At 45.5% G+C, this 23,193-nt stretch carries 22 protein-coding genes, 1 pseudogene and 1 riboswitch; of the genes and pseudogenes, 8 read left to right on the plus strand and 15 right to left on the minus strand.

What is annotated here, in order from left to right; genetic code table 11:
- Positions 1-310: 310 nt before the first annotated feature.
- The gene (locus tag NDI48_09150) at positions 311-1,483 is read right to left on the minus strand and encodes a hypothetical protein (GenBank protein ID MEP0831375.1); all 1,173 of its coding nucleotides are present in this window, start codon (positions 1,481-1,483) and stop codon (positions 311-313) included.
- A gap of 126 nt (positions 1,484-1,609) precedes the next feature.
- Here NDI48_09150 and NDI48_09155 point away from each other — a divergent pair, with 126 nt between their 5' ends.
- Together NDI48_09155 and moeB are read left to right on the plus strand one after the other, a co-directional pair.
- The gene (locus tag NDI48_09155; protein MEP0831376.1) at positions 1,610-2,083 is read left to right on the plus strand and encodes a M67 family metallopeptidase; all 474 of its coding nucleotides are present in this window, start codon (positions 1,610-1,612) and stop codon (positions 2,081-2,083) included.
- 89 nt (positions 2,084-2,172) lie between these two features.
- A complete protein-coding gene (gene moeB / locus NDI48_09160; GenBank protein ID MEP0831377.1) occupies positions 2,173-3,345 on the plus strand; it encodes a molybdopterin-synthase adenylyltransferase MoeB in 1,173 nt (390 codons plus the stop codon).
- Between the two features lie 162 nt (positions 3,346-3,507).
- Here moeB and NDI48_09165 read toward each other — a convergent pair whose 3' ends face one another.
- On the minus strand, positions 3,508-3,705 hold the full coding sequence (locus tag NDI48_09165; protein MEP0831378.1) for a hypothetical protein: 198 nt from the start codon (positions 3,703-3,705) through the stop codon (positions 3,508-3,510).
- A gap of 29 nt (positions 3,706-3,734) precedes the next feature.
- Positions 3,735-4,797 (minus strand): annotated as a pseudogene (locus tag NDI48_09170) (IS630 family transposase).
- A gap of 169 nt (positions 4,798-4,966) precedes the next feature.
- Here NDI48_09170 and NDI48_09175 point away from each other — a divergent pair.
- Positions 4,967-5,629 carry a hypothetical protein gene (locus NDI48_09175; protein ID MEP0831379.1) on the plus strand — a complete coding sequence of 221 codons (663 nt, stop codon included), beginning with the start codon at positions 4,967-4,969 and terminating at the stop codon, positions 5,627-5,629.
- A gap of 91 nt (positions 5,630-5,720) precedes the next feature.
- On the opposite strand, the gene NDI48_09180 is transcribed toward NDI48_09175, so the two are convergent.
- The 5 genes from NDI48_09180 to NDI48_09200 form a co-directional block, all read right to left on the minus strand.
- Positions 5,721-6,848 (minus strand): anthranilate phosphoribosyltransferase family protein, encoded by a 1,128-nt coding sequence (locus NDI48_09180; GenBank protein MEP0831380.1) that lies wholly within the window; start codon positions 6,846-6,848, stop codon positions 5,721-5,723.
- Between the two features lie 238 nt (positions 6,849-7,086).
- Positions 7,087-8,145: a LysR family transcriptional regulator gene (locus NDI48_09185; protein ID MEP0831381.1), complete on the minus strand. Its 1,059-nt coding sequence runs from the start codon at positions 8,143-8,145 to the stop codon at positions 7,087-7,089.
- 434 nt (positions 8,146-8,579) lie between these two features.
- Positions 8,580-9,077 carry a DUF4385 domain-containing protein gene (locus NDI48_09190; GenBank protein MEP0831382.1) on the minus strand — a complete coding sequence of 166 codons (498 nt, stop codon included), beginning with the start codon at positions 9,075-9,077 and terminating at the stop codon, positions 8,580-8,582.
- Positions 9,078-9,144: 67 nt separating this feature from the next.
- Positions 9,145-9,705 carry a guanylate kinase gene (gene gmk / locus NDI48_09195; protein MEP0831383.1) on the minus strand — a complete coding sequence of 187 codons (561 nt, stop codon included), beginning with the start codon at positions 9,703-9,705 and terminating at the stop codon, positions 9,145-9,147.
- An 18-nt stretch (positions 9,706-9,723) separates the two neighbouring features.
- Positions 9,724-9,990, minus strand: a complete 267-nt coding sequence (locus tag NDI48_09200) for a DUF370 domain-containing protein (GenBank protein ID MEP0831384.1) — start codon at positions 9,988-9,990, stop codon at positions 9,724-9,726.
- Positions 9,991-10,610: 620 nt separating this feature from the next.
- On the opposite strand from NDI48_09200, the gene NDI48_09205 reads away from it, so the two are divergent.
- Complete coding sequence (locus NDI48_09205; GenBank protein ID MEP0831385.1) at positions 10,611-11,210, plus strand: hypothetical protein; 600 nt, start codon at positions 10,611-10,613, stop codon at positions 11,208-11,210.
- A 103-nt stretch (positions 11,211-11,313) separates the two neighbouring features.
- Positions 11,314-13,116 (plus strand): NFACT family protein, encoded by a 1,803-nt coding sequence (locus NDI48_09210; GenBank protein ID MEP0831386.1) that lies wholly within the window; start codon positions 11,314-11,316, stop codon positions 13,114-13,116.
- Positions 13,117-13,317: 201 nt separating this feature from the next.
- On the opposite strand, the gene NDI48_09215 is transcribed toward NDI48_09210, so the two are convergent.
- From NDI48_09215 to NDI48_09225, 3 genes are all read right to left on the minus strand, one after another.
- Positions 13,318-14,091: an ABC transporter ATP-binding protein gene (locus NDI48_09215; protein ID MEP0831387.1), complete on the minus strand. Its 774-nt coding sequence runs from the start codon at positions 14,089-14,091 to the stop codon at positions 13,318-13,320.
- A 100-nt stretch (positions 14,092-14,191) separates the two neighbouring features.
- Complete coding sequence (locus NDI48_09220; GenBank protein MEP0831388.1) at positions 14,192-15,037, minus strand: ABC transporter permease; 846 nt, start codon at positions 15,035-15,037, stop codon at positions 14,192-14,194.
- 62 nt (positions 15,038-15,099) lie between these two features.
- Positions 15,100-16,152: an ABC transporter substrate-binding protein gene (locus tag NDI48_09225; GenBank protein ID MEP0831389.1), complete on the minus strand. Its 1,053-nt coding sequence runs from the start codon at positions 16,150-16,152 to the stop codon at positions 15,100-15,102.
- 271 nt (positions 16,153-16,423) lie between these two features.
- On the opposite strand from NDI48_09225, the gene NDI48_09230 reads away from it, so the two are divergent.
- On the plus strand, positions 16,424-16,969 hold the full coding sequence (locus tag NDI48_09230; GenBank protein MEP0831390.1) for a DUF2267 domain-containing protein: 546 nt from the start codon (positions 16,424-16,426) through the stop codon (positions 16,967-16,969).
- A gap of 106 nt (positions 16,970-17,075) precedes the next feature.
- Here NDI48_09230 and hypB read toward each other — a convergent pair whose 3' ends face one another.
- From hypB to NDI48_09250, 4 genes are all read right to left on the minus strand, one after another.
- Positions 17,076-17,783: a hydrogenase nickel incorporation protein HypB gene (gene hypB, locus NDI48_09235; GenBank protein MEP0831391.1), complete on the minus strand. Its 708-nt coding sequence runs from the start codon at positions 17,781-17,783 to the stop codon at positions 17,076-17,078.
- Positions 17,784-17,887: 104 nt separating this feature from the next.
- Positions 17,888-18,280, minus strand: a complete 393-nt coding sequence (gene hypA, locus NDI48_09240; GenBank protein MEP0831392.1) for a hydrogenase maturation nickel metallochaperone HypA — start codon at positions 18,278-18,280, stop codon at positions 17,888-17,890.
- Positions 18,281-18,283: 3 nt separating this feature from the next.
- Complete coding sequence (gene speB / locus NDI48_09245) at positions 18,284-19,489, minus strand: agmatinase (GenBank protein MEP0831393.1); 1,206 nt, start codon at positions 19,487-19,489, stop codon at positions 18,284-18,286.
- A 114-nt stretch (positions 19,490-19,603) separates the two neighbouring features.
- Positions 19,604-19,737, minus strand: a riboswitch (guanidine-I (ykkC/yxkD leader).
- 334 nt (positions 19,738-20,071) lie between these two features.
- Complete coding sequence (locus NDI48_09250) at positions 20,072-21,010, minus strand: tetratricopeptide repeat protein (GenBank protein MEP0831394.1); 939 nt, start codon at positions 21,008-21,010, stop codon at positions 20,072-20,074.
- Between the two features lie 405 nt (positions 21,011-21,415).
- Here NDI48_09250 and NDI48_09255 point away from each other — a divergent pair, with 405 nt between their 5' ends.
- Complete coding sequence (locus NDI48_09255; protein ID MEP0831395.1) at positions 21,416-22,090, plus strand: energy-coupling factor ABC transporter ATP-binding protein; 675 nt, start codon at positions 21,416-21,418, stop codon at positions 22,088-22,090.
- A gap of 334 nt (positions 22,091-22,424) precedes the next feature.
- On the plus strand, positions 22,425-23,162 hold the full coding sequence (gene rsmG / locus NDI48_09260; protein MEP0831396.1) for a 16S rRNA (guanine(527)-N(7))-methyltransferase RsmG: 738 nt from the start codon (positions 22,425-22,427) through the stop codon (positions 23,160-23,162).
- The last annotated feature ends 31 nt before the right edge of the window (positions 23,163-23,193 follow it).

Below are 23,193 nucleotides of genomic sequence, written 5' to 3' on the forward strand. Positions count from 1 at the left end.
ATAGAAAGTTACTTTTGGCTCCGAAAACTTTTGATTTCCGGAATCCTCTTCTTTTTTTCAGCCTTGGGGGTTAACCCAAAACTTGATTGATTTCTGACGAGGATTGGTACTTAATTTTGGCTTTCAAACTATTGGTTTTTCTAGGTTCGGGCGCGGTCGGGGGCGTTGGCCTCTTTAGCGCGCATTTACCAATATATCGATAATCTCCCCTACTGTCAACCCCTTGACTCTATTTTTTCTCTAGCCCCCTACACCCCTTTCCCTTCCTTGCTTTGCTCCTTCTACCCTCCTCAATGCTCCAGTGAGAGCATCAAGGTAGCAACTGTAATTCCTTGAGCGCTCGTTCTAGAGCGACTGTTTCAAAATTGAGATGCAGTACTCCGTGAAAGTTGGGTTTTACTGTAATATTGTCAATTGTGTAAACATTAACAAATCCAAACAGGGTGGCATTTATAGCAGTTTTTCGGGAAATGACTTCTATATAGCGCTTTAGATAACTTGAACTCAGACTCAGGGCTACATCAACGCGATGGTAGTTTCCCACATTAACAAATCCAAGCATTTTTATATGAACTTTCGATTCTTCTTCATCCATCACCTCTTTAATGCTTAGTATTCCTGTACTAATAATTTCCTCTATTTGGCTGGAATCAGTTAAATTCTTTTTAAATAAAGCAAGTAAGCGAACTAAAGTTGCCTCATCTTTATCTTTTAAAATCTGATCTAAATTACCTTCCAGTTTTTCTTCATTGACCGTAGTTTTAAGGAAAGCGATGATAGCTGTAGTAGTTTGTAAATCTGCTGTATCAGATTTAGCATTATTTTTATCGCCAATTTTCTTACTTAAAATTTGGCTTTGACGTTCGCTATGTTCCACCAAACCAGATTTAACGAGTAGTTTATCAATTTTTAATATTTTCTTATCTATAGCTAACAAAAGCATTCTTTTTAAATTAAAACTAAATTCTCCAATTGGATTAAATAACCACCAATACTTATAACTCGGAGAAGTGTTGTTGAAATGTTTTCCTTGGTTCCAAAGATTTTTTATATCCTGGCAAGAAAGCCTAGTATTCAAAAACCTTAATTTTAGATAAGGAATCTGAATTAGTAATTTACCAGATTCAAAGTGAAATAATTGCTTAATATTTTTACCAATTAAGATTTCTACTTCATAGAGATGAAAAAGTGCAGTAGACTGGCCTAGAACTCCAATTTGAAAATCTTTGATGAAATAAACAATCTCATCAATTTGTTGTAGAATTTTCTTTTCTATCTGTTCTAAGGGAACAAAACTGCTAAGTTTACAGTAAATTCTATAAGTGTCCTCTAGACCTGGAAGATTTTCAGTTTTAATATGCCTGCGACTCAAGGCTTCACTGACTTCTCGATTTTGTTTTTTTAATAATTCAAACGCATATTGCTGAAAATAAGCAAGTAAGTCTTCAGCATTTTTAGATACATTAACAGATTGAGTCATCATCAAAATAATATGAGTTTTGAGTAAGGGCAGTGATTGGTCTGCTCTTGAACTACAATAGCCGTAGCCGACATTCCAGATGTTTGTAATTTTTGATGTCTCTTGAATTTATAAGTAACGAGATCATTCGTGCTAAACCTTCATTCTTCTCATCTTCAGGATATTCAGACCCATGCAGAAAGCACATACCCTGAAGAGTGCTGTGGATTACTCTTAGGTCATTTGAGTGGGGACGCCAGAACCCTGCTTGAAGTCTTACCGACAGAGAATAGCTGGGATGAACAGACGGCTGATGCTTTCCAATCAATTGATGGTTTATCGAAACGAAAGTCTAGTAAACGCAATCGATTCACTATTGCGCCGCAAGTGATGCTGAGGGTGCAAAAAGAGGCACGCGATCGCAACCTTAACATCATTGGCATTTATCACTCTCACACCGATCATCCAGCCGTTCCTTCGGAATTTGATCGGGTGATCGCTTGGCCGCAATACTCTTATATTATTGTTTCTGTGCGACAAGGATTAGCTTGTGACCTCAAAAGCTGGAGCCTGGATGACAACCAGCAATTTCAGCCTGAGGAAATTCATACAATCGGGTGTTAGCTTAATCAAAAATTTATATTAACCCCCCTACAGACAGATGGAAAGCATTTAGCTAGGATATAGGTCGTGTTCGCACTACCTAGACTACAATGCTCAATCCCAATCTGGATGAAATCCAGCTAACCAAAGAAGAGTACGAACGTTACTCCCGACACCTGATTTTGCCACAAGTTGGACTGGAGGGGCAAAAACGCCTAAAAGCCGCTAGTGTGCTTTGCATTGGTAGTGGTGGACTGGGTTCACCCCTGCTGCTTTACTTGGCTGCCGCTGGCGTTGGACGCCTTGGTCTTGTAGACTTTGATGTCGTCGATAGCTCAAACCTGCAACGACAAGTGATTCACGGCACCTCCTGGGTGGGCAAGCCGAAAATTGAGTCAGCGAAAAATCGAATTCTAGAAATCAACCCCTCCTGCCAGGTAGATCTCTACGAAGATCTTCTGTGTTCAGAGAATGCTCTGGAGATTATGCAGCCCTACGACATTGTTGTCGATGGCACCGATAACTTCCCAACTCGTTATCTGGTGAACGACGCTTGTGTGCTACTAGGCAAACCTAACGTCTATGGTTCAATCTTCGGATTTGAAGGTCAAGCTACCGTGTTTAACTACGAAGGTGGCCCGAACTACCGAGATCTGTATCCAGAACCCCCACCTCCTGGAATGGTTCCATCCTGTGCCGAAGGTGGTGTTTTGGGCATTCTGCCAGGAATCATTGGTTTAATTCAAGCAACGGAAACTGTCAAAATCATTATCCAGCAGGGCACAACCCTGAGTGGGCGTTTGTTGCTATACAACGCGCTAGAGATGACGTTCCGTCAATTAAAACTGCGCCCTAACCCTGAGCGGCCTGTCATTGACAAGTTGATTGACTACGAACAATTCTGCGGCGTTACCCAAGCTAAAGAAGAAGAGGCAAAACGGCAGAAGGAAATGCAAGAAATCACAGTTCAGGAACTCAAGCAGCTACTGGATGGTGACGCGAAGGATTTTGTCCTACTCGATGTTCGCAATCCTAATGAATACGAAATTGCCAAGCTTCCTGGCTCAGTCCTCATCCCGCTATCAGAAATTGAAAATGGTCAGGGTGTAGAAAAAGTTAAGCAAGTGCTTAATGGTTCTCGGTTAATTGCCCATTGTAAATTTGGCAGTCGCTCTGCAAAAGCATTGGGAATCTTGAAAGACGCGGGCATTGATGGCACCAATGTGAAAGGTGGAATTTCTGCATGGAGCAAGGAAGTCGATCCATCTGTGCCTGAGTATTAATAAAGGATGATAGGGGATGAGGTTAATCTCGTCCCATCATGCCATCACTCTACTCAGCAAAAAAAGGTATGGAGTATGAAAAAAGGCTGAACCCTTCAGTAGTGAGTTTGATGCCCAAAGCCAACAAGGTTGTTTCATACTTCATCCTTCCTCCTTAAGCTTTTACTTTACTGCCTCTAACCTGCTGCTACTCGCCACGAAAATTGCTGCAACCAAAAATGCAGCAGCAGCAAGCAATGCTCCAACAATAGGAGTCAGGCTGCCTGACTGACTAAATAAAGCACCAAACAAACTAGAAGCAACCGCTCCACCACTGAAATAAATACCCGTTCCTAAGCCTGCCTTATCGGGTGGTACCATTGATATCAAGTCCGGATAAATACTTACAATTAGACACCTAACTGAACCCACCAATGAAAACCAGTTAATCCCCGAATCAAATCTTGTTGTTGGAGTAAAACTTGACAACGAGCCAATAAAACTTCTTCTAACTGTGCCAGAGTATCAAAGGAACGATTGGCAATTGGTTCATCAACTAAAGTCCACAATCGCTCTGCTGGCTGTAATTCTGGAGAATGAGAGGGTAAAAAGATTAAATCTAGTCCTTCGGGAATTTCTAAACCATCACGCTTTATGCCATCCGGCTTGGTCAACAGCTAAAAGAATGCGCTTATTCTTGCCCAAACCAAACTCTTGGGCAAAGTCGGCTAAGACTCGGCTAAACAATTGCGTGTTGACATAAGGGAGAATCCACCAATAAGTTTCTCTGCTATTGAGGATGTACAAATGCATACAACCATAACCACTGAAATCTCCAGTTAACATTGGCAATGGGTGATACTCCTTCATGTACATAAATTCGCCTCAGCAGAGGTTTAAGCCCTAAACGATGCTCGTCCTCACACCACAGTTGAATTTCTGCTTTTGGATAAGTGGTTTGCACCTGTGCCACTTGTGCTGCTAGTTTTTTTTCCAAGCTTCTTGTTCAACTGGGTCGGCTTCCGTATGTGCTGGACGAGGAACTCGCAGCCGGAAGGACATCTGTCGCAATATTTCCCATCCTCTTTGTCGGCTAATCTGTTGCTGCGTGAGTTCACTTAACCAGTCTGCGACTTTCCGACCGTTCCATAGCCCACCATCGGGTGCTGGTGTTTGTAAGACTTGCCACAATTGGGCTTGATGGATGTCTTCAACTAATGGTTTGGCTCCTTGATTATCCCGACGCTGATCGCCAAGTGCGGTAGCGCCTGATTGGTTATATCTTTTCACTAAAGCATAAATCCAAGTCCGGCTATATCCTGTAATTACCATGACTTCTGCCGTTGTTTTACCTTGTGCCAGCAGCCAAATAATTTGATACTGACGGCTGTCTACTCCGTTTTTTGCCTGACGATAACCAAGTTCAAGTTCAGAGACACTCAGATGCGGAATAATTGTTAACTGTTTTGGCATTAACTACGTTTGTACAGTCTGTCTTTATCATAAGTGATTATCCGGACTTGATAGGATATCGAATTCGTGGTGTATTTGTTTGGGATTCTCTTGACGATTTGACCTAAGGTTACCCGCGAACGTCCGCAACCAGATAGCATATCCTGTGACATCTTTAAAAAGAACAATCATGAGCAGGCAAAGTGACATCGGTTGCCGTTCCAGCCTTAAAAATTCTATCTTCCTACCCTTATTCCCATTCTCTAAAGGTCAGCTAGCGATGACAAAAAGGGCTGCGCCATTTGTAGCCATCGCCAGTCTGTTGGCCCTGGTAATCCCCAATCGTCCTGCCGTAGCCTTGAACGAGTTCCAACTCTGCACGGCTCAGTTAGTGCGTTTGGCTGGAGTTTCTCCAGAAGGGGCGGTAGCAGCTTGTTCGGATGCCCTGAATCCCAAAGACATATCAAGATGCGTTGTTACAATTCATAAACTAACACCAACCTTGACACAGGACGCTCTAGTGGCTTGTCAACGAGTGAGACGCCCTGTGGAATTATCTCGTTGTATGTTTGATATCACGGATAACACCCGCGACTCACAGCCCATTACGGTACTAGATTACTGTCGTCGTAGTCTTCTACCTCTTCGTTATGCACAATGTGTGGTCGGTTTAAGCCGCGAAACCGATTTTTCTTCTGGTCAAGTGATGGAGAGTTGTATCAAAGCTGAGGATTTTCCTGGTAACTTGTACCCTAATGTGGCACCGCTCCCGCCACAAAATCCAACACCGCCAGTAGCTGTCCCTAAGATCCCATCGACCCCCCCGGCTAAGCCCATGAACTTTAACTCTTAAGAATTTGTTGACACCCCCAACCCCCCTTATTCAGGGGGGAGCAAGAGGGTTATCTTGAGCAAACATCTTAGGATATGGCTCATGATTCAGATTAAGACTGATGAGCCAGTTGCATGGAGGCGATCGCATGACGGATGTCATGTAGCTTCTGGAGAGCATAACCTTCGGTAAGGAAAGATTCCGCTTTGGTAAAACCTGTGGCTAGATCGGGGCAGACGCCACAACGCCATAAGTAAAATCCGCCGTTCCAGATGGCAACAGACATTAATTCAGAAGATTTGCCATTTAGGACATGGTGCATCTGTTCTATCAACTCACGAGTGGAGTCAAGAGGCAGTTCTGGGTGGGCAAAACCGTAGTCACGAGGATGGAGCAGAAGACGTTCAAACCCTTCACTAACCTTTGGTTGACTGATGGCAATAATCGCTGTGCGATCGCGCGGTAAATCGCAGCTACCCTCTAATCCCTTAACCAGGGTGAACTTTCTGACTCCCCGCATCTCCAGTGTTTCTCGAAAGCGAAGTTCGGTGGGAGGATGAACATACCCCGCCACCATATGCACATCTCCCCCATAGGGCGACCAGATGAGTTCCATTGTTGCAAAGGGCGGACGTTTGCCAATTTGGTCGCGGTAGGGTACCAATGCTTGTGCTTCAGGAAAGTGCTGCGGCAAATAGATAAATCCCAAACCCGTTGTCTTGAATAATTGCTCAATCTGCGTCAAGGTGACGCTGGAAAAGTCCACGCCTAATCCTTGCCAAATCTCAATCAGGGGGACGCCATACTTCGTCGGCATACAATCTCCCCCATGCATGATCACACGTACTCCAGCCGTCGCTAAAATCAGAGCCGTTAGGGGAGTTACGGGGGCAGTACGCGATCGCCCATCATAAGGCGTCCCCAATACTGTTACGGGTTGGGACAACAATGACGTTGTTCCAGCATCTTCTCCATTCTCAATTCCCGATTGCCGATTCCCCATGTCCTCTACTTGCAGCTTGGGGCCAATCTGCTCATACGCATCCAGCATCCCTACCAATTCTTGACTGGTAGGCCGTTTAATCCGGTGGGCAATCATAAACGCGCCAATCTGAGCAGGCGTTGCCTCTTGCAACAACATCATCCGGGTAGCTGCTGCCGCTTCCTCACGACTTAAGTCTTCACCTGTGTGGACGCCACTACCGACTTTCTTTAACAATTCTCTGAAAGCATTACTCATGGTAGGTTTCCTCGGTGATTCTCAGTTTTGTGAGGACAAAAAATTATAGATACAAAGCCAGCTTATAGTTCCTAATTTTACGGAAAATACGGGAATCAGTTTGTAAGTGTGACCTTAACTGGGTGAGCTACTACACTCTTTATCCCGTTGCCGAAGGCGTTCGAGACTACTTTTCTCATGATGTTGTAACTACCATTTACGTCGGCGTTAAACTTAATGCCGAGTTTAGTATTATCTGTTAACCGCTAACCCTTAAGGGCTGACTGTCAAACGGTATGTGAGGCTGAGCGATGGAATCCTGGCCAGTAATCGCATTTGCTGCCGACTTTTCCAATTGACGCACGAGTTGACAGAAGTGCTGAATGGGGGGGATTTGGATACGGTCTTGGGTGGTAACCAAAACGACCTGGCGCATCAAGATGCCATCAGAGTTTGGGACATCGCTAACCATATTACCGACCGCCGTCATTGATGGGGGAAGACTGGTGAGCGAACCTCGCTCAGTGTTAAAGGCGATCGCTCGAATGGCTAGGGTTGAGTCTGTGCGAGCTTCTACTAAAGCCGACTCAGGCAGTAGAGCAATCAGTTCTCCCTGCCGGACAACGCCTCGAAACGCATCAAGGGTATTTAACTCCATAACAGCGCGTAGCTTGGCTCCCTGTCGCGCAAACCTCTCTTGTACCAACCGCTGCATCCCATAGCCGTCTTTAAATACTACTTGTGGATATTTGATCAGTTCTGACCAAGGCACCTGTTCATACTGAGTCAGGGGATGATTTGACGCCATCAAGACTTCAACCCGTTCCTCGTAGAGGACATTGACGACCATTTCCGGACTAGCGGTTAAAAAGCGGTTGTTCATGACGATCGCCACATCCACTAAGCCATCTCGGAGAACTTTCAGTGCGCGATCGCTTCCCAACGCCGTTACCCGCAACTGGACGTCTGGGTAGTCGCGGCAAAATTTCTGTAACACTGGAGGCAAATAATGAGCACAGACCGAGTGAATGGCTGCCACACAGAGTTCTGGCTGTTTTCCAGCCATCAAATCGGCTAATTCTTGTGTTGCCGATTCCCACTCTTGACAAATTTTGCGTGCGCGAGGTAGAAGATGTTCACCTCCCAACGTTAGTTTGGCCTGGGCCGTGCGATGAAACAGTGGCAAACCCAACTCGGCTTCCAATGACTGGATTTGGCGACTGACTGTAGACTGAGTGATTTCACACTTGCGTGCGGCTTGTCCAAAGCTGCCCGTTTCAGCAACAGCCAGAAAGGCTTGTAACTGCTCAATCCGCATGATTATGTAAATTAATTTACATTCTTAATAATTCAATGACCATAACGGATTTATGGTTCTAGTTTGGTAGAGTTTGATACAGCCTGCACAGAAGTTTTCAGGAATTAGGCAGACGACCCGATGGAGAAAAATGATTGAGTTCGGTGGCTAAAGCGCAAGGCTATTGCGTTTGCTCCGCTCATAGATTCTTGGTTTCTAGTGGCTAAGAGCTATTTGAGCATTGAGGAGAAAAATACTTAAAGTTACCCCTGTTAAAGCAGGGGTAACGCCAACTGATAGGACAGCAAGCTAATATCCAAAGTTAAGAGCTTTTTCCCTACCTATCCCCTACTTTAAGACTTATGTCTAAATAGGTATCTCATGGCTTCGTTGTTTAATTGACCATAGTTGATTAAGGCTAAACTAATGTTTTTTGGCCTTTGCAAAACTTTATTTTATGCTTGTCCGTACCTTTCTATATGTGTTTTTAAAAGCAGAAGATATTTATCATGAGTCTTGGCTTGCTGCCATTTTTGCTTAAAGATTTCCGCACATTCAGCTTTGACCGGGTCTACTTCATTCGGTAAAATATCGTTCCTCGCTTGGATTTGAGCTTCTTTCGAGCTTTCTTTTTGAGGATTATTCTTATATTTTCTGCCGCTCTTGTGATTGGCGTATCGACGCGATCGGGTATAACCCATTTGTAAAAACTTCCGAGCCATATCTGCTCCGACAAAATCATCTTCATGGAGATAGTCCAGAAACATGTTGTATATTTTCTGGCTAGATTCTCTTGCTACCTCTGGAGTTTTGAAGCGCCAATGGGGAAGAATTTCAGATTTATAAGGTTCTACTAATAGCACTCCTTGTTCACCCTTACCGACTCGATAAAGTTCGGGCGATGAGCGAAAATCGATAGTCTTAAAATCTAAAGAGTAATCAAACGGAGTCACTTATTATCCATCCAAGCTGCAACAACTTCTGAATGAAACGGTGGATGAGAGCATAAGATGGTCTGGCTTAGTTTGTCCGTGCAAAAATTATAGATTCTAAACGAAAAAGGGCTGTTTTCAGGTCATCGTTCACCATTTGCACATCAAATTCATCAGCCGCATTGATTTCTGCTTTGGCTTGCGCTAGGCGTCGAGCGATCGCTTCTTCCGTATCTTGACCCCGATCGCGAATCCGCCGCTCTAGTTCGGCTAAACTGGGAGGCAAAATAAAAATACGTAAGGCTGTGGGGAAGGTTTGGTTAATCTTCCTAGCGCCCACTACTTCAATTTCTAAAATAACGATCCGACCCTGTTGAATTTGCTGTTGGACTTGCCTGCGGGGCGTCCCATAACAGTTGCCAGCATACTCCGCCCACTCCAGAAGCTCATCAGCCGCCACCATTTGTTCAAACTTGTCTCGGGTGACAAAGTAGTAGTGCTGCCCCTCAATTTCACCGGGACGGGGTTGGCGTGTCGTCGCGGAGATGGAAAAATACAATTCTGGGTGGCGTTGAATGAGCGATCGCAGCAATGTCCCTTTACCAACACCACTGGGACCTGTTACGACGATGAGCTTGCCTGCTTGCATGTTGATGGGAGAGATGGTTTAACTAGGGCTGCTTTGACCATCTTTGCTGATCACGAAGCGATGAGCAACTGTTTCCGGTTGAATCGCCGAGAGAATGATGTGACTCGAATCTGTAATAATCACAGCTCTAGTACGACGACCGTAAGTTGCATCAATGAGCTGTCCGCGATCGCGTGCATCGGTAATGATCCGCTTGATCGGGGCAGACTCTGGAGAAACAATCGCAACGACTCGGTTTGCCGACACGATATTACCAAAACCGATATTAATCAGTTGTATGTCCATGAAGAACTAGCGGGAAGAGCCGCATAAGGAGCGATTTTCAGGATTCACTTTCCATGGTATCTACAATAATTTAGCCTTACAAGGCTAAATTCCACAGAAAACCGTGATTTTAGCTTTTATTCTCCGCGATTTACCTTTTGCACAGAACCAGTCTGGAGATAGATCTGTAGGCTGCATCCCACTCTCCTTGTTCCCCTAAAGCGTGTTATCTATCGTGTTTAACGACCCAAAACTCCTAATATTTAATGTCGGCTTGGCCTGTAAGAGTCAGTAATCTTCACTATAAATTTATAAAAATTCCCTTAGAATCAAGCTTTTGTAAAACCGTGTCTCAGGTAACGCCCATGAACAGAAACCCAGTTTATGCTAACTAGAGAAAAATCTTAAAATAATTAAACAATTGCAAGTCTTGGAAAAATTACGTTCACAAAATTTTCACTTATATAAGTTTAAATTAAGAATAAGATTTTGCAGATTTTGTGTCAAACAAGAGTGAAGTTATGGGTGTATGTCAATCATTTTTTACAATCGTTTTTGTAGCAGTGGGGCTATCTTTGTCACCCAGTGCTCATGCAATCGGGTTAAGCACGATATCTTCAGAAACTGAGCTGAAGGCATTGATGAGCCAACCTACCTTTGTTGCGGGAGGTCAGCTTGGCAGCCTTGTCTTGGAAAATGATGCTCAGGCTAATCACAACGTTGATTTTGTCTGGTCTAAGGGAGAAAAGCAACCGTTTTCTTTAAGTTACGACGGTTCAATTGTCAAGTATACGGTTGGAGAAACAACCCTAGAAACTCAAAGCGAGGGCTTTTTTCAAGATCTGTTCATTTACACAAAAGCAACAGCCGATAGAACCAGCGTTCTCCTGAATAACTTAGTACTCACCGACTCATCCACGACTCTATCAATTTCTGGGATTGGAGCCTCATCTCCTAACAACGAAGTAAATATTTTTTGGATTCACGATATTCAAGAGAGTTTTACCCTGACTGGTAATGCTACGCTAAATTGGCTGAACCAGCCACAAAATCCAAACAAACTGGTCTATCAAATTCAAGTTGGAAATGTTAATTCTGTAACCGCTCCGCCCAACACAAATCCAACCCCAGCAGACCCAATTCATTCTTCACCACCTGAGCCAGAAGCTAATACAGGCAACGATTGGTGGCAGTGGTTTCCCAGTCCTGGAGCGGGAAACTATTGTACTAGCCCTGAGTGAGGTAACCCCCTCAAGAAGGAGTTCGGAAAACTCTTACAGAGTTCTACTCTGGATCTGAGAGGATGGTACTGATGCCTAATTGTGATTACTGAAAAGACAGCTTGTGCAACCCGTTGACTTTACCACCCTAACAGCAGCTTGTGATGAACTGCGTTCTGACTGGGTACCAGGACGTGCAGAACAAGTGTATCAGCGCGATCGCTACACTATTGCGCTCTGCTTACGCACCCTTAAGCGTCGGGGTTGGCTCACCATCTCCTGGCATCCCCAAGCCGCTCGAATTTATCTGGGTGATCCACCCCCTCGGACTCCCGATACATTTACCTTTAGCGACCAACTGCGGCACCAATTAAGCGGACTGGCTCTAGTAGCCATAGAAGTCATTGCACCGTGGGAGCGCGTATTAGATTTGCGCTTTGCCCAACGACCCGGAGACCCCGTGAGCTATCACCTCTACGTCGAAATTATGGGCAAATACAGTAATGTCATCCTGGCGGGTGCTGACAATGTCATGATCACGGCAGCCCATCAAGTAAGTTCTCAGCAATCGAGTGTCCGTCCCATTCAAACCGGCCAGCCTTACGAAAAACCACCCGCGCTCATGGGTACAGCCCCTAGCTTGAGCGAATCCCTAGAACGCTGGCAAGAACGAGTCAGTTTGGTACCGGGGGCATTGCAGCGTCAGTTGCTCAAAAGTTACCGGGGTTTGAGTCCAGCACTGGTGCGCTCCATGGCGCAAGCGGCTGGGCTTGATTCTGACCAATCCACGGAAAGCCTGAGCGCTTCTGATTGGCAACGCTTGTTTCAATGCTGGCAACAATGGCTGCAAACTTTGGGGATTCAGAATTGGGAGCAAGGGTTCAAAAGTGAGCCGTCCACAGTTGAAGGTTCTAACCTGCCATTACGTTTTCAACCCGGTTGGACAGAGCAAGGCTATACAGTCATGGGTTGGGGTGCTGTTCAATCAGCAAAGAATGTCCAAACTTTACTCAATGACTACTACACCGCCGAGCTAAACCAGCAAGACTTTAGTCAGCTACATCACCAACTCAGTCAAAAACTGGGCAATGTCCTTGGGAAACTGCGTCAGAAAGCCTCGTCCTTTCAAGAACGTTTGCAGCAATCTGACCAAGCCGACCAATATCGGCAACAAGCTGACCTGTTGATGGCGCACCTCCAGGACTGGCAACCGGGAATGAAGTCGATTGCACTGCTTGACTTTGATACTGATCAACCCGTGACGATTCCTTTAAACCCAGAGAAAAACGCTGTCCAAAATGCTCAATTGCTCTACAAGCGTCACCAAAAGCTGAAACGTGCTCGTCATGCCGTGGAGCCGTTACTCCAAGAGGTACAGGGAGAAGTTCAGTATTTAGAACAAGTAGAAGCTTCCTTAACTCAGCTAGATGCTTACAAGTCCTCAGACGATTTACAAACACTCCAGGAAATTCGCGAGGAACTGATTCAGCAAAAGTATTTAGACTCCCCCGATCAACGGAATCGAGAGGTTACGGATGTTTCTGTGCCTTACCGCTATCGGACACCGAGTGGATTTGAATTGTTGATTGGTCGCAACAATCGCCAGAATGACCAACTGACGTTTCGGACGGCAGGAGACTATGACCTCTGGTTTCACACTCAAGAGATTGCAGGTAGCCATGTTCTCCTCCGCTTAGAGCCAGGATCTGTGCCCGATGAAGCGGATTTGCAGTTTGCTGCTGATCTAGCGGCTCACTACAGCCGGGGGCGTCAAAGCGACCAAGTTCCGGTTGTATATACCAAGCCTAAACACGTCTATAAGCCCAAAGGAGCTAAACCGGGTATGACGGTTTATAAACATGAGCGTGTGCTTTGGGGGCATCCACAGCAAGGTAGCAACTATCTTAGGGGAGAGGCTAACCTCTAAACTTGTAAATTTTGGTTACAAAAAATTCGTATTCTCTGTTACAATTAAGGAAATAAAGAAATCTTCTTGCTGCCGATTGGGAACGCGCAGCTTGGATTTCCCCAATGTAGAGCAACAACGAAATTATTACTTGTACAAAGACCAGCTACGCCGATAGTTGGTCTTTTTTAAGCTAATGGAAAAATTAACGGCTCATCCCAGTTAAGCAGCAGCGATCGCCTCCTGTCCATGTCTCCGCATCAGCTCCATGAGTTCATCCCGATAGTCGTGAAATGTAGAGTGTCGCTTCACGGTATGGGTACGATGGGGCAGCTTGATCGAGATTTCCTTCCTCACCGTGCCAGGACGAGTACCTAACGCGTAGATTCGATTCGAGAGGAATACTGCTTCCTCTACGTCATGGGTGATCATGAAGATTGTAATATTAGTGCGCTGCCACAGATCCAGCATAAATTGGTGCATCGACTCTTTGGTGTGGATGTCTAATGCACCGAAAGGTTCGTCCATCAACAGCACTTTGGGTTCCGAGGTGAGCGCACGAGCGATCGCTACTCGTTGCTTCATGCCACCGGATAGCTCTTTCGGCAAGGATTGGGCAAACTCAGTCAACCCCACCACAGTGAGGTAGTAGCTAGCTTGTTCGCGTCGTTGTTTTTTGGGTACGCCTTGAAGCTTCAATCCAAACTCAGCATTTTCTTGTACACTCATCCAAGGATAGAGCGTGTAGTGCTGAAACACCATGCCCCGATCCGGTCCAGGTCCGGTGACACACTGACCATCAATGCTAACTTCCCCCAAAGTAGGAGTATCAAGTCCGGCAATCTGCCGCAGTAGAGTCGATTTACCCGATCCTGATGCACCCACAGCACAGATAAATTCTCCCTGTTCAATCGTCATATTAATGTCCTTTAGGACAACTAAAGTTCCATTTTTTGTATCGAAGTGCTTATGTAAATTGGTTATTTGCAGATACATGGGTTAAACCTCTAAATAGAAAATGCGTATTCTTTATCAATTCACGTAGAGTTAATGCTGTAAAATAGGTAACATTTTTATGGATGCCGCCTAAAAAAGGTTATCGCTTCTGGTTAGCCCATTTACAAGAAACCCTTAACATGTACTGAAAGAGTAGGTCGAAGGCTAGTCCAATCACCCCAATTACGATTAAACCCACAAAAATTTCATCAGTTCTCAAAAATCGACCTGCCACACTAATCCGACGCCCTAAACCTTCCGTTGCTGCAATCAGTTCTGAGACAATCACTAATTGCCAAGCAGCGGCTAAGTTGATGCGACAAGCATCAATAATTCCCGGCAAGACATGGGGAAAAATCACCTGAAATAAAGTTTGTAGGCGGTTCCCTCCTAACATGTAGGTTGATTCAATCAGGTCTTTGGGCACGAACTTTACCGTATCCATGACCATCAAAGAGTTGAAGAAAAAGACTCCGATGAAGATGAGGGTAATTTTTGGTTCTTCTCCAATACCGAGATACAGGATAAGTAGGGGAATGAAGGCGGGCGCAGGCATATAACGCATCAACCCGAAGATAGGTTCGAGCAAGGCGCGGATACTGGCAAAACTGCCCATCAGCACTCCAACGGGGATGGAAAAAAGGGCTGCCAACAGGAATCCAACACCAACCCGCCATAGACTTGCCACAGTATCCTTGAGGAGTTCGCGAGTACTCCACAGCCGTCCAAACGCTTCCACAACTTTACCCGGTGACGGCAAGAACTTAGGGTCTATGTTGCCAAATGTGGTCACCAACCACCACAGCAGTAAGGGAACTCCAATGGAGGTAATCACTAATGCCGTGTTCAGGGGTTTGGGGATGTCTTCGGCAATTTGCCAGAAAACAGTGGGTTTTAGTGTTGTCGGTCGGATCAAGGAGCGAATCGATCCAGGACTTTGGTTCATGGTTGAATTCCATCAACGGTAAAGAAGAAGACTTATTACAAACATTTTTCTAGTTCGCCAATTTAAGATGATTTATTAAATTTCTTGGCGTATGCCTGGACAAAGCGATCATCCAATAAACGGCTGGTGTTGGGTTGAGTGTTCGTTAGACCAACTTCTGTGAGAAATTTGCTCATTTCGTGGGCTGCAAAGTGTAAGGAAGTCATGGTATTGCTCGGTTTGAAAGCTTTTAGATTTTCCTCTAATGTGAATAGTTGAGTGCCGTCAGCATACTCTTGATATTCGTTAACCGTGACACCCGCACGTTTTGCCATCATCTTGTATGATTTGTCCCGATTTGTTTTTAGATAGTCCAACGTGACAAACCAGGAATCAACGATGGCCTGCACCTGTTCAGGATGTTCGTCCACAAACTTGCGCGTAAATACTAAGTGGTCGGAAATCGCTCCCGGAAAGTTCTTGGAACTGAAGAGTTCCTTACTCCCGGAACGCCTCAATGCCTGAGTGGTGAATGGGGCAAATACTGCCACTGCATCCACTTGACCTCCCACAAATGCCGCTGCGGCTTTACCAGTTTCTAGAGGGATAAATTGAATATCTTGTGGCGATAAACCTGCTTTTTTGAGTCCTAACAAGAGTAGAAAGTGATCTACAGTCCCTTCCTCGGCGGCGACTTTTTTTCCTTTTAAGTCGACAACTGAGTTAATCCCTTCGCGGACAATCACCTTATCATTGCCTGTGGAGTTGTCGTTGACCAACACAACCACTTGGTCTGCCCCCCCCGCTACGGAATTAACCGTGTCGCCTAGGGTTTGGCTATTGGAATCGATCTGTCCTGCTGTGAGAGTACTGATCGATTCCAGATATCCATCAAACCACTTCAGGTCTACTTGAACGTTATTGGCTTTAAATATCCCTTCGTCTTGAGCCACTTGCCACGGAAACCAACCAGGCCACGCACTGAAACCCAAACGAACAGAATCAACACTGGCTGAGGAGGCAGAATCGCTTTGATTGGTTGTTTTGATGTATATTGCGGGGTTGACGCAGCCTATAGTAAATGCCCATGTGACCAGAAAAAGAATAATGTAGGAGAAGAGTGAGCGGATTTTCATGGCACATGTCTCGTAAGGTGATTGACAGCAAGCTGCCAGCGTCTCACAGCGGTGATTTTTGTCGAGGGGTTACCTATTGGGTGTAGCGGATAGAGCGATCGCTAATCCGTAACGTATGTTACATAGCGTTCCGGCTGAGGTTGAATTTTAAATCTATAACTTTTGGATAATGGCATCTCGAACTTCTGGGTGATACTAAAGGTTTTTAAGTTGTGCGATCTTACGAAAGTGAGCATAATTGCTCAAATTTTAAGAAGCACAAGAAAAAACAATGGCAGATAAAACATACAGGACAAACATTCCAGAAATTGACCCAACTGAGATTGAAGATTCTCGGACTGCGATTGCCGATGAACATCGCTCATTTCTGGAAAAGGTGATGGTCAGAAGCGGATTTGCCGATCTGTACGACACCAGAGATTTTACCGAAGTTGTGTTTCGCGTCATGCGCGACTTAATGACCACAGAAACTATCGATCGCGTTGAGGCAGAACTGCATCAAGAAGCGGTGCCGACTGAGGAGAAAGCCCTTCAAATGGAAGTCGCAGATCTGTGGAAAGACACCAATCCAATCGTGGGATTTTTGAGTCGCATCCGTAAACCTTTAACAGGGCCGGCTCCGATGGGAATTGATTCCAAGCTATTTCTCACGCGAGTTGCCAATGAAGCAGGACTGCCAGGAACAATCGAGCGAGAGCAGGCCGTTAAAGCGGTATTTTCTGCCACCAAAGATCAACTGTCCGAGGAGCGGATTCAGGAAATTGCTGGCTGCCTCCCTGACTATGTGCGTGAGCTTTGGGAGCAGGCTGACGCCTAAATAGAAGCTTAGAAAAGTCAAGTCTGTTCGAGGATGCTCATGGCGAACAGACTTTGTACCCATTGCGATTTGCACGATCTTCACCACCCATACAGAGATTTTAGGGTTAATGGATAACCGATAGGTGCTGCTCGGGAAGAGACGAGTGTTCGATGTGAGAACAGATCCAATCAAACCAAGCCTCTAATCCTTCACCAGTCTTCGCAGAAACAGGAATAATTGTGACATCAGGATTCATTTGCCGCACATTGGCGACAATCCGATTTACGTCAGTATCCAGATGAAGGGCTAAGTCCATCTTGGTAATTAGCAAACAATCGGCTTCTTGAAACATCACCGGATATTTCAGAGGTTTGTCTTCTCCTTCTGTTAAACTCAGCAGAGCGACTTTGGCGTGTTCGCCCACTTCAAATTCAGCCGGACACACCAAGTTCCCAACGTTTTCCACGAGTACCAGATCGAAATCAGAAGGGTTGTACTGATGCTCTAGCTGATGGATACCCCCTGCAACCATTTTGGAATCTAAGTGACAGGAACGTCCGGTGTTGATGGCAATCACAGGCACCCCATATTGACGAAGGCGATCGGCATCGAGTTCAGTTGTCATATCGCCTTCAATGACAGCAATCTTTACTTTATTACTGAGGGCGGCTAGTGTCTGTTCTAAGAGAACAGTTTTACCCGCACCGGGACTACTCATGATATTGAAGCAAGTAATGCCCCACTCATCGAAATGGGCGCGATTGTGGTCGGCTCCTGCCTGATTGGCATGGAGTAAGTTAATTCCTAGAGCGGCGTCAAATGTTTGGTGCATCGTTTAATAATGGGTAATGGATCATTGGGGAGTAAGGGCGGGTTTTGAACAATCGTTATCCTCAAAAAGTAAAAAGTGATCGTTAAACCCACCCCTACTAAGTTTTATGAGATATGGGTATCTTGTCCGCCCGCAACCACTACGTCGGGTTGTGCGTATTGAACGCGCTCGATTTTCAGCTCTCGCCCAGAACGGATGTCTTCCATCGGTGAACTACAATCTGGGCAAGCATATTGAATGCCGATTTCGGGGCGATATTCCTGTTGGCAGCGATGACAAAAGGCAATTAATGGAGTTTCCTGAATTACCAGTTTTGCGCCATCTAAAAAGGTGTTGCGGGTCTGAACTTCAAATGCGAATTGTAAGCTTGCGGGTTCTACACAAGTGAACTGACCTACTGTGAGATAAACATGAGAAATTTTGGGGTGTTCCGGTTGTGCTTCCCACCAATCCCGCACGGTTACAATTAGCGCCTTGGTCATGTCAGTCTCGTGCATTGTTTAAGTCCACGCTACGAGTTCGGGTTGGGATTCTGGATGAATATAGGCGGGTTTCTCTTTGCGCGGAAGCTGACCGGATAGCACCAAATGCGCCATCGCATCACAGATTACGCGAGTTGCCATCAGAGAGGTAATATCACTGATGTCGTAGGGTGGGGAAACTTCCACGACTTCCAAACCACAAACAGGAGCCTTTTGCACAATCTTGCCCAGCAGATGGAGGGCTTCGCGGGGGAGGAGTCCACCGGGTTCGGGCCAGCCTGTACCAGGGACAAAGCCTGCATCAATGCAGTCAATATCAAAGCTGATGTAGACACAATCGGTGCCATCTAATGCCCGTTCGAGGGCAAAATCTACAGCGGCATCCAACCCCATTTCGGTAATATCGGTCACGGTTAAGATATTATGACTTGCCCGTTCTCGGTAAAATTTGATGCCCTCGCGGGGACATTGCCAGCCGCCAATCCCTAATTGCACTAAGTTCTTGGCTGGGGCGTTCTTCATGTTCGTGGCATGAAACCAAGGACAGGTGTGCATCCGCTCATCTAGGTCGGTTTCTTGGGTATCGACGTGGCGATCAAAGTGAATGATGCCCACTTTCTTGTCGCCCAAGTGCCGACAAATGCCCCGAACAGTGGGGAAACCAATGGAATGGTCACCCCCTAGAATAATCGGAAATGCTCCAGAGCTAAAGATGTGAGCAATACCTTTGGAAATCTGGTCAAATGACTTTTCGTTGTTGGCGGGAATAGTGAAGATATCGCCCACATCACAGAGTTTGATTTGCTCGCGCAAGTCAATTCCCAACTCAAAATTGTAGGGCGTATACAAGGCAGAAATGCGGCGAATACCTTGGGGACCAAAGCGAGTACCGGGTCGATAGGTTGTTCCAGAATCGTGAGGAACGCCCACGATCGCCACATCATACTCCCCAACCTTGCGAACATCCTCTACATACGGTGCTTTCATAAAGGTGTTGATGCCAGCGTAGTGAGGGAGTTCACCGCGTGAGAAAGTGGGAATGCTGCGATCGCGAATACTTTCTGCCGCTTCTAAACCGTATTCCAGCCCTTTGGATACCTCCTGCTGCCAACCCGTCTTCGGCAGTCGAGCTTCCAACTCCAGCGCCCGTTGCGCCTGAGTCGGATAATGCCCATTCCCATCTGGACTCTGAAACAGAGGGTTTTCAGAATTATTTTCAGTCATTTGCACTCCTGAGAAGTTTTCAAAACAATTGACGCCAGCGAGTTGGATCGAACCACATTCGGAATCAATACAAAAAGCCCAGGAGAGGACACAATCAGTTTGAGCAACTGATGTTTCTCCCGGGCTTTTCTCCCGCCGTGTAACCGACTCATCCAATACACAAGAAAGCAGAGCGCTTAGATCAGCCAGCTTGCTTCTCTCGGACCAGCATTTGAATGATGCAAACCGGAACCCTAGAAGCTGTTAATTTTTCCTTTCGCTCTGTACTTTGAACGACTTCAAAACAGTTTAAGGTTGTCACCCAATTAGGAATCCGTCTAGGAAACCTTTAAACTTTACAGAGGATTATCCTGGGTCTTCACTTCTGGAAGAGTAGCAATGAATCCATCGAGAAAATGTAGTGAAAGCTACAAAAAAACGGACAGATTCGCCAGTTTTTGTGGAAAATATGAATTTTTCTTGACAAATTCACTCAACTCTCAGGACGGCTAAACTCCACATTCCATTCACTGCCTAGTTCTGCGAGTAGAGGCAGCCCGGTGTCACACCTCTAGAGTGCCGATCACCCGCTTCAAGCCTGGTCTAGTTCGCTCGTTGTCTAATTTTATTCCTTTCCTCGGCACAATTCCGACCTTTGTCTTCACTACCGTTATCGATTCGGTTTTGGTTTCTGCACTGTTCGTAGGTGATTTGTGCAGCGGAATAATTAGGCAATTGATCTAGTTTTTGCCCTGCTTGATTAAAAAAATTCTGAGCTTCTTTATTCTTACCCTGATTTCTCAAAATTTGTGCTTTCAGGTATAAAACCTCTGGGTTATTCGGTGTCAATGCCAGGGCACGATCCACAAATTCCATCGCTTTAGAATACTTTTTCAAATCACGATATCCCACAGCAATACCGCGATAAGCTAAATAAGAAGGAGCTGCATACTTTTCTAATTTCTCAACGGCCTGAGCTGGGTCAGAAAACGGTAAATTGACGGCTAACATTAAATCCATGTAGCCTGTCAATAAATTTAGCTCTGGGTCTTTAGGATCAATTTTTTTGGCTTCATCTAGATATTGAAAAACTTTCTGCAATTTGCTCACAGCTCCGACAGGGCCATCTTTTTTGAACTCGTAAGTTCCTTCTAAAAAATGACCAACTGCGGTGTAAAGATTTCCCCGTAAAGGGTCAGTGGATTTTAGCTGTTGAGCCGTTTGCTGAGTTTTGGTGGCATAGCTTTTCATGGTGTCCCAGTCTTGAGTCGTGAAAGCTAGAGAAGCTAACATGGCATAAGTTAGGGGTTCATTTGGCTCACTCTGTTCTGCTTTCTGTAGGTAGCCTTTGGCAGCTTTGTAGTTTCCCGCTTTGAAGATATATTCAAAAGCCGCTTCTGTATTATCCCCAATGGGGCGAGAATTATTGGTGCGAAAGGGATCTTTTGCCAATGTGGGTGACACCCACAAACTGAGTACCACAGCCGCAGCACTGGCAAGAGCTGTCACCGTCCGTTTTGGCGCAGGTAACCAAGTCGTCATTGTCATCCTTAATAAAAATGATGCTTAATAAAAGTCTGACGTTGCAATTGATTGAATGTTCCAGTTTTAAGAGTTGGGACTATCAGTGTTATGTTTGTCACAATTGAGAAGAACTCATTGCTTTCTTAAGTTAGCAGCTACCCAGCTCGGTTAACGTTCTCAGTCAAGGAGGTAAATCAACCTTGACATCAATAGATTTTCGCGATGAGAGTTATCACATTCGCACGGTGTGCGGCTTAGCATGAGCTGAGCGGGGAGGCAAGGAGCTAGCAGTAACGACTGAATAGAGCGTTGGATAGCACCACAGCGATTGCCAAATTGGCGGCAGCGCCAGAGACGCAGAACGCTAGCCAAGAGCGCTAGTATCCTAACTTCCAAACAGCCCTTTTTTTTGTACGAACCTTAATGCTATATCTTAGAAACTTAACTTACCACCCTCCTGCTACCCCCCTAGCCATTTTAAAATCTCTGAATCTACAACTGGCACCACAACAACTAGGACTGGTCATTGGTCCTAGTGGCTCAGGTAAAAGTACATTATTGGAAATTTTGGCAGGGTTAGCGCAACAAACGACAGGGGGTGTCTTCTGGCGAGACCAGGAACTTACGCCGGAACATTTGCAACAGCTAGGAGGGCTCGTCTTTCAATTTCCTGAACGGCATTTTTGTGGTAGTACAATTCTAGAGGAATTGCGGCTGGGGCATCCAGAGTTAGGGTCAGAGAAGGTTTATGAGGCGCTTGGGGAAGTCGGACTGGCTAATTTGTCGTTACATACGTCACCCCATGCACTCAGCGGAGGTCAGCAGCGACGCCTTGCCTTAGCTGTGCAGTTGATTCGCCAACCCCATATTCTCATGTTGGATGAACCGACAGCGGGTCTAGATTGGTCGATGCGGCGACAACTAGTGAGTCTTTTGGCAAAGCTCAAAACCCATTGGACACTCTTTGTTGTGACTCACGATGCTGGTGAATTATTGCAAATTTCTGATCGATGCTGGACGCTGAATCATGGGGAATTGCAAGAAGTTGATCCAGTGACTCTAAAACCTAGAAGTACCACCCCCGAGCTAGTCACTTGAAGCTATTCTTCATCCATCATAGGATGTCCTGTTTGATTGATTACCCTTGATTAAGGCATGTTTGTCGTGATCATTTCATAGCGCCCACTCCCAGAAAAATCGCATTCCTCCCTAGCAATTTTTCTATCATGTGGTTCTCTGACGGGACATGATATCAAATATGATGCATCTCCAGAAGGATTAATTGTGTTAATTGATTAAAATTGAGAAGCTGAAAAAGCCTTAGCTTTTCAGCTTCAACCGTTTGACCCTTGATCAAAAAACACAGACGATTAACGAAGTAATTCAACGAATTTGATCGATGAGCGCAAGTGAGACATTAATACTACCTCAGATGGTAGACATGTGGCAGCTAACTCTAGGATGGCAGCCAATGGACGAACAGCAGGGGCTATTTCAACAGTTTTATGAAGGCATTTTAGAAGGAAATCGGCGGTTGAATTTGACTCGAATCACTGAACCGATTGATTTCTGGGAGAAACATTTGTGGGATTCTTTGCGGGGGGTTTGGAATCAAGAGTCGGGCATCCTAGGGGCGACGCCTGCATCACCCGTACAAGATTTAGAAGCTAACAGTGAAATTCAGGCACAATCTTTGAAGCTGATTGATATAGGAACAGGCGCAGGATTTCCAGGAATACCAATAGCGATCGCCTTTCCCCATCATTCTGTTACGTTACTGGATTCCACCCGAAAAAAAATCACCTATCTGAACGCTTTAATTGCCCAGTTAGGGATTCAAAATGTTACTACTTTAATCGGTAGAGCTGAAGCACTGACTCATCAGCTTCAACATCGGCAAACTTATGATATTGCTCTCCTCCGAGCTGTTGCACCAGCTTCAGTGTGTGCTGAGTATGCCCTGCCCTTGTTACAAACAGGGGGTTTAGCCATTCTTTATCGAGGTAATTGGACAGACGAAGAGACCGAATCTCTTAAGCCGATTCTAGAAAAATTAGGTGGGGTAATCGAATCGATTGAAGGGTTCACGACACCGATTAGTAAAAGTGTCCGTCACTGCATTTACTTACGCGCTTGTGCACCGCTCAAAGAGCTACCTCTAAAAAAATAATAGGAACAAGGAAACAAAATACTTGAAGTCG

The organism is Microcoleus sp. AS-A8 (genome assembly GCA_039962225.1).
Taxonomy (GTDB): domain Bacteria; phylum Cyanobacteriota; class Cyanobacteriia; order Cyanobacteriales; family Coleofasciculaceae; genus Allocoleopsis.

Bases quoted from the DNA above. Each gene is read 5' to 3' on its own strand.
- moeB (MEP0831377.1), top strand. From the start codon at position 2,173: ATGCTCAATCCCAATCTGGATGAAATCCAGCTAACCAAAGAAGAGTAC.
- NDI48_09250 (MEP0831394.1), bottom strand. From the start codon at position 21,010: ATGACGACTTGGTTACCTGCGCCAAAACGGACGGTGACAGCTCTTGCC.
- rsmG (MEP0831396.1), top strand. From the start codon at position 22,425: ATGGTAGACATGTGGCAGCTAACTCTAGGATGGCAGCCAATGGACGAA.
- NDI48_09220 (MEP0831388.1), bottom strand. From the start codon at position 15,037: ATGAACCAAAGTCCTGGATCGATTCGCTCCTTGATCCGACCGACAACA.
- NDI48_09215 (MEP0831387.1), bottom strand. From the start codon at position 14,091: ATGTATCTGCAAATAACCAATTTACATAAGCACTTCGATACAAAAAAT.
- hypB (MEP0831391.1), bottom strand. From the start codon at position 17,783: ATGCACCAAACATTTGACGCCGCTCTAGGAATTAACTTACTCCATGCC.
- NDI48_09205 (MEP0831385.1), top strand. From the start codon at position 10,611: ATGAGCCAACCTACCTTTGTTGCGGGAGGTCAGCTTGGCAGCCTTGTC.
- NDI48_09165 (MEP0831378.1), bottom strand. From the start codon at position 3,705: ATGGTACCACCCGATAAGGCAGGCTTAGGAACGGGTATTTATTTCAGT.
- NDI48_09175 (MEP0831379.1), top strand. From the start codon at position 4,967: ATGAGCAGGCAAAGTGACATCGGTTGCCGTTCCAGCCTTAAAAATTCT.
- NDI48_09185 (MEP0831381.1), bottom strand. From the start codon at position 8,145: ATGCGGATTGAGCAGTTACAAGCCTTTCTGGCTGTTGCTGAAACGGGC.
- hypA (MEP0831392.1), bottom strand. From the start codon at position 18,280: ATGCACGAGACTGACATGACCAAGGCGCTAATTGTAACCGTGCGGGAT.
- NDI48_09200 (MEP0831384.1), bottom strand. From the start codon at position 9,990: ATGGACATACAACTGATTAATATCGGTTTTGGTAATATCGTGTCGGCA.
- NDI48_09255 (MEP0831395.1), top strand. From the start codon at position 21,416: ATGCTATATCTTAGAAACTTAACTTACCACCCTCCTGCTACCCCCCTA.
- speB (MEP0831393.1), bottom strand. From the start codon at position 19,489: ATGACTGAAAATAATTCTGAAAACCCTCTGTTTCAGAGTCCAGATGGG.
- NDI48_09225 (MEP0831389.1), bottom strand. From the start codon at position 16,152: ATGAAAATCCGCTCACTCTTCTCCTACATTATTCTTTTTCTGGTCACA.
- NDI48_09180 (MEP0831380.1), bottom strand. From the start codon at position 6,848: ATGAGTAATGCTTTCAGAGAATTGTTAAAGAAAGTCGGTAGTGGCGTC.
- NDI48_09150 (MEP0831375.1), bottom strand. From the start codon at position 1,483: ATGATGACTCAATCTGTTAATGTATCTAAAAATGCTGAAGACTTACTT.
- NDI48_09230 (MEP0831390.1), top strand. From the start codon at position 16,424: ATGGCAGATAAAACATACAGGACAAACATTCCAGAAATTGACCCAACT.
- gmk (MEP0831383.1), bottom strand. From the start codon at position 9,705: ATGCAAGCAGGCAAGCTCATCGTCGTAACAGGTCCCAGTGGTGTTGGT.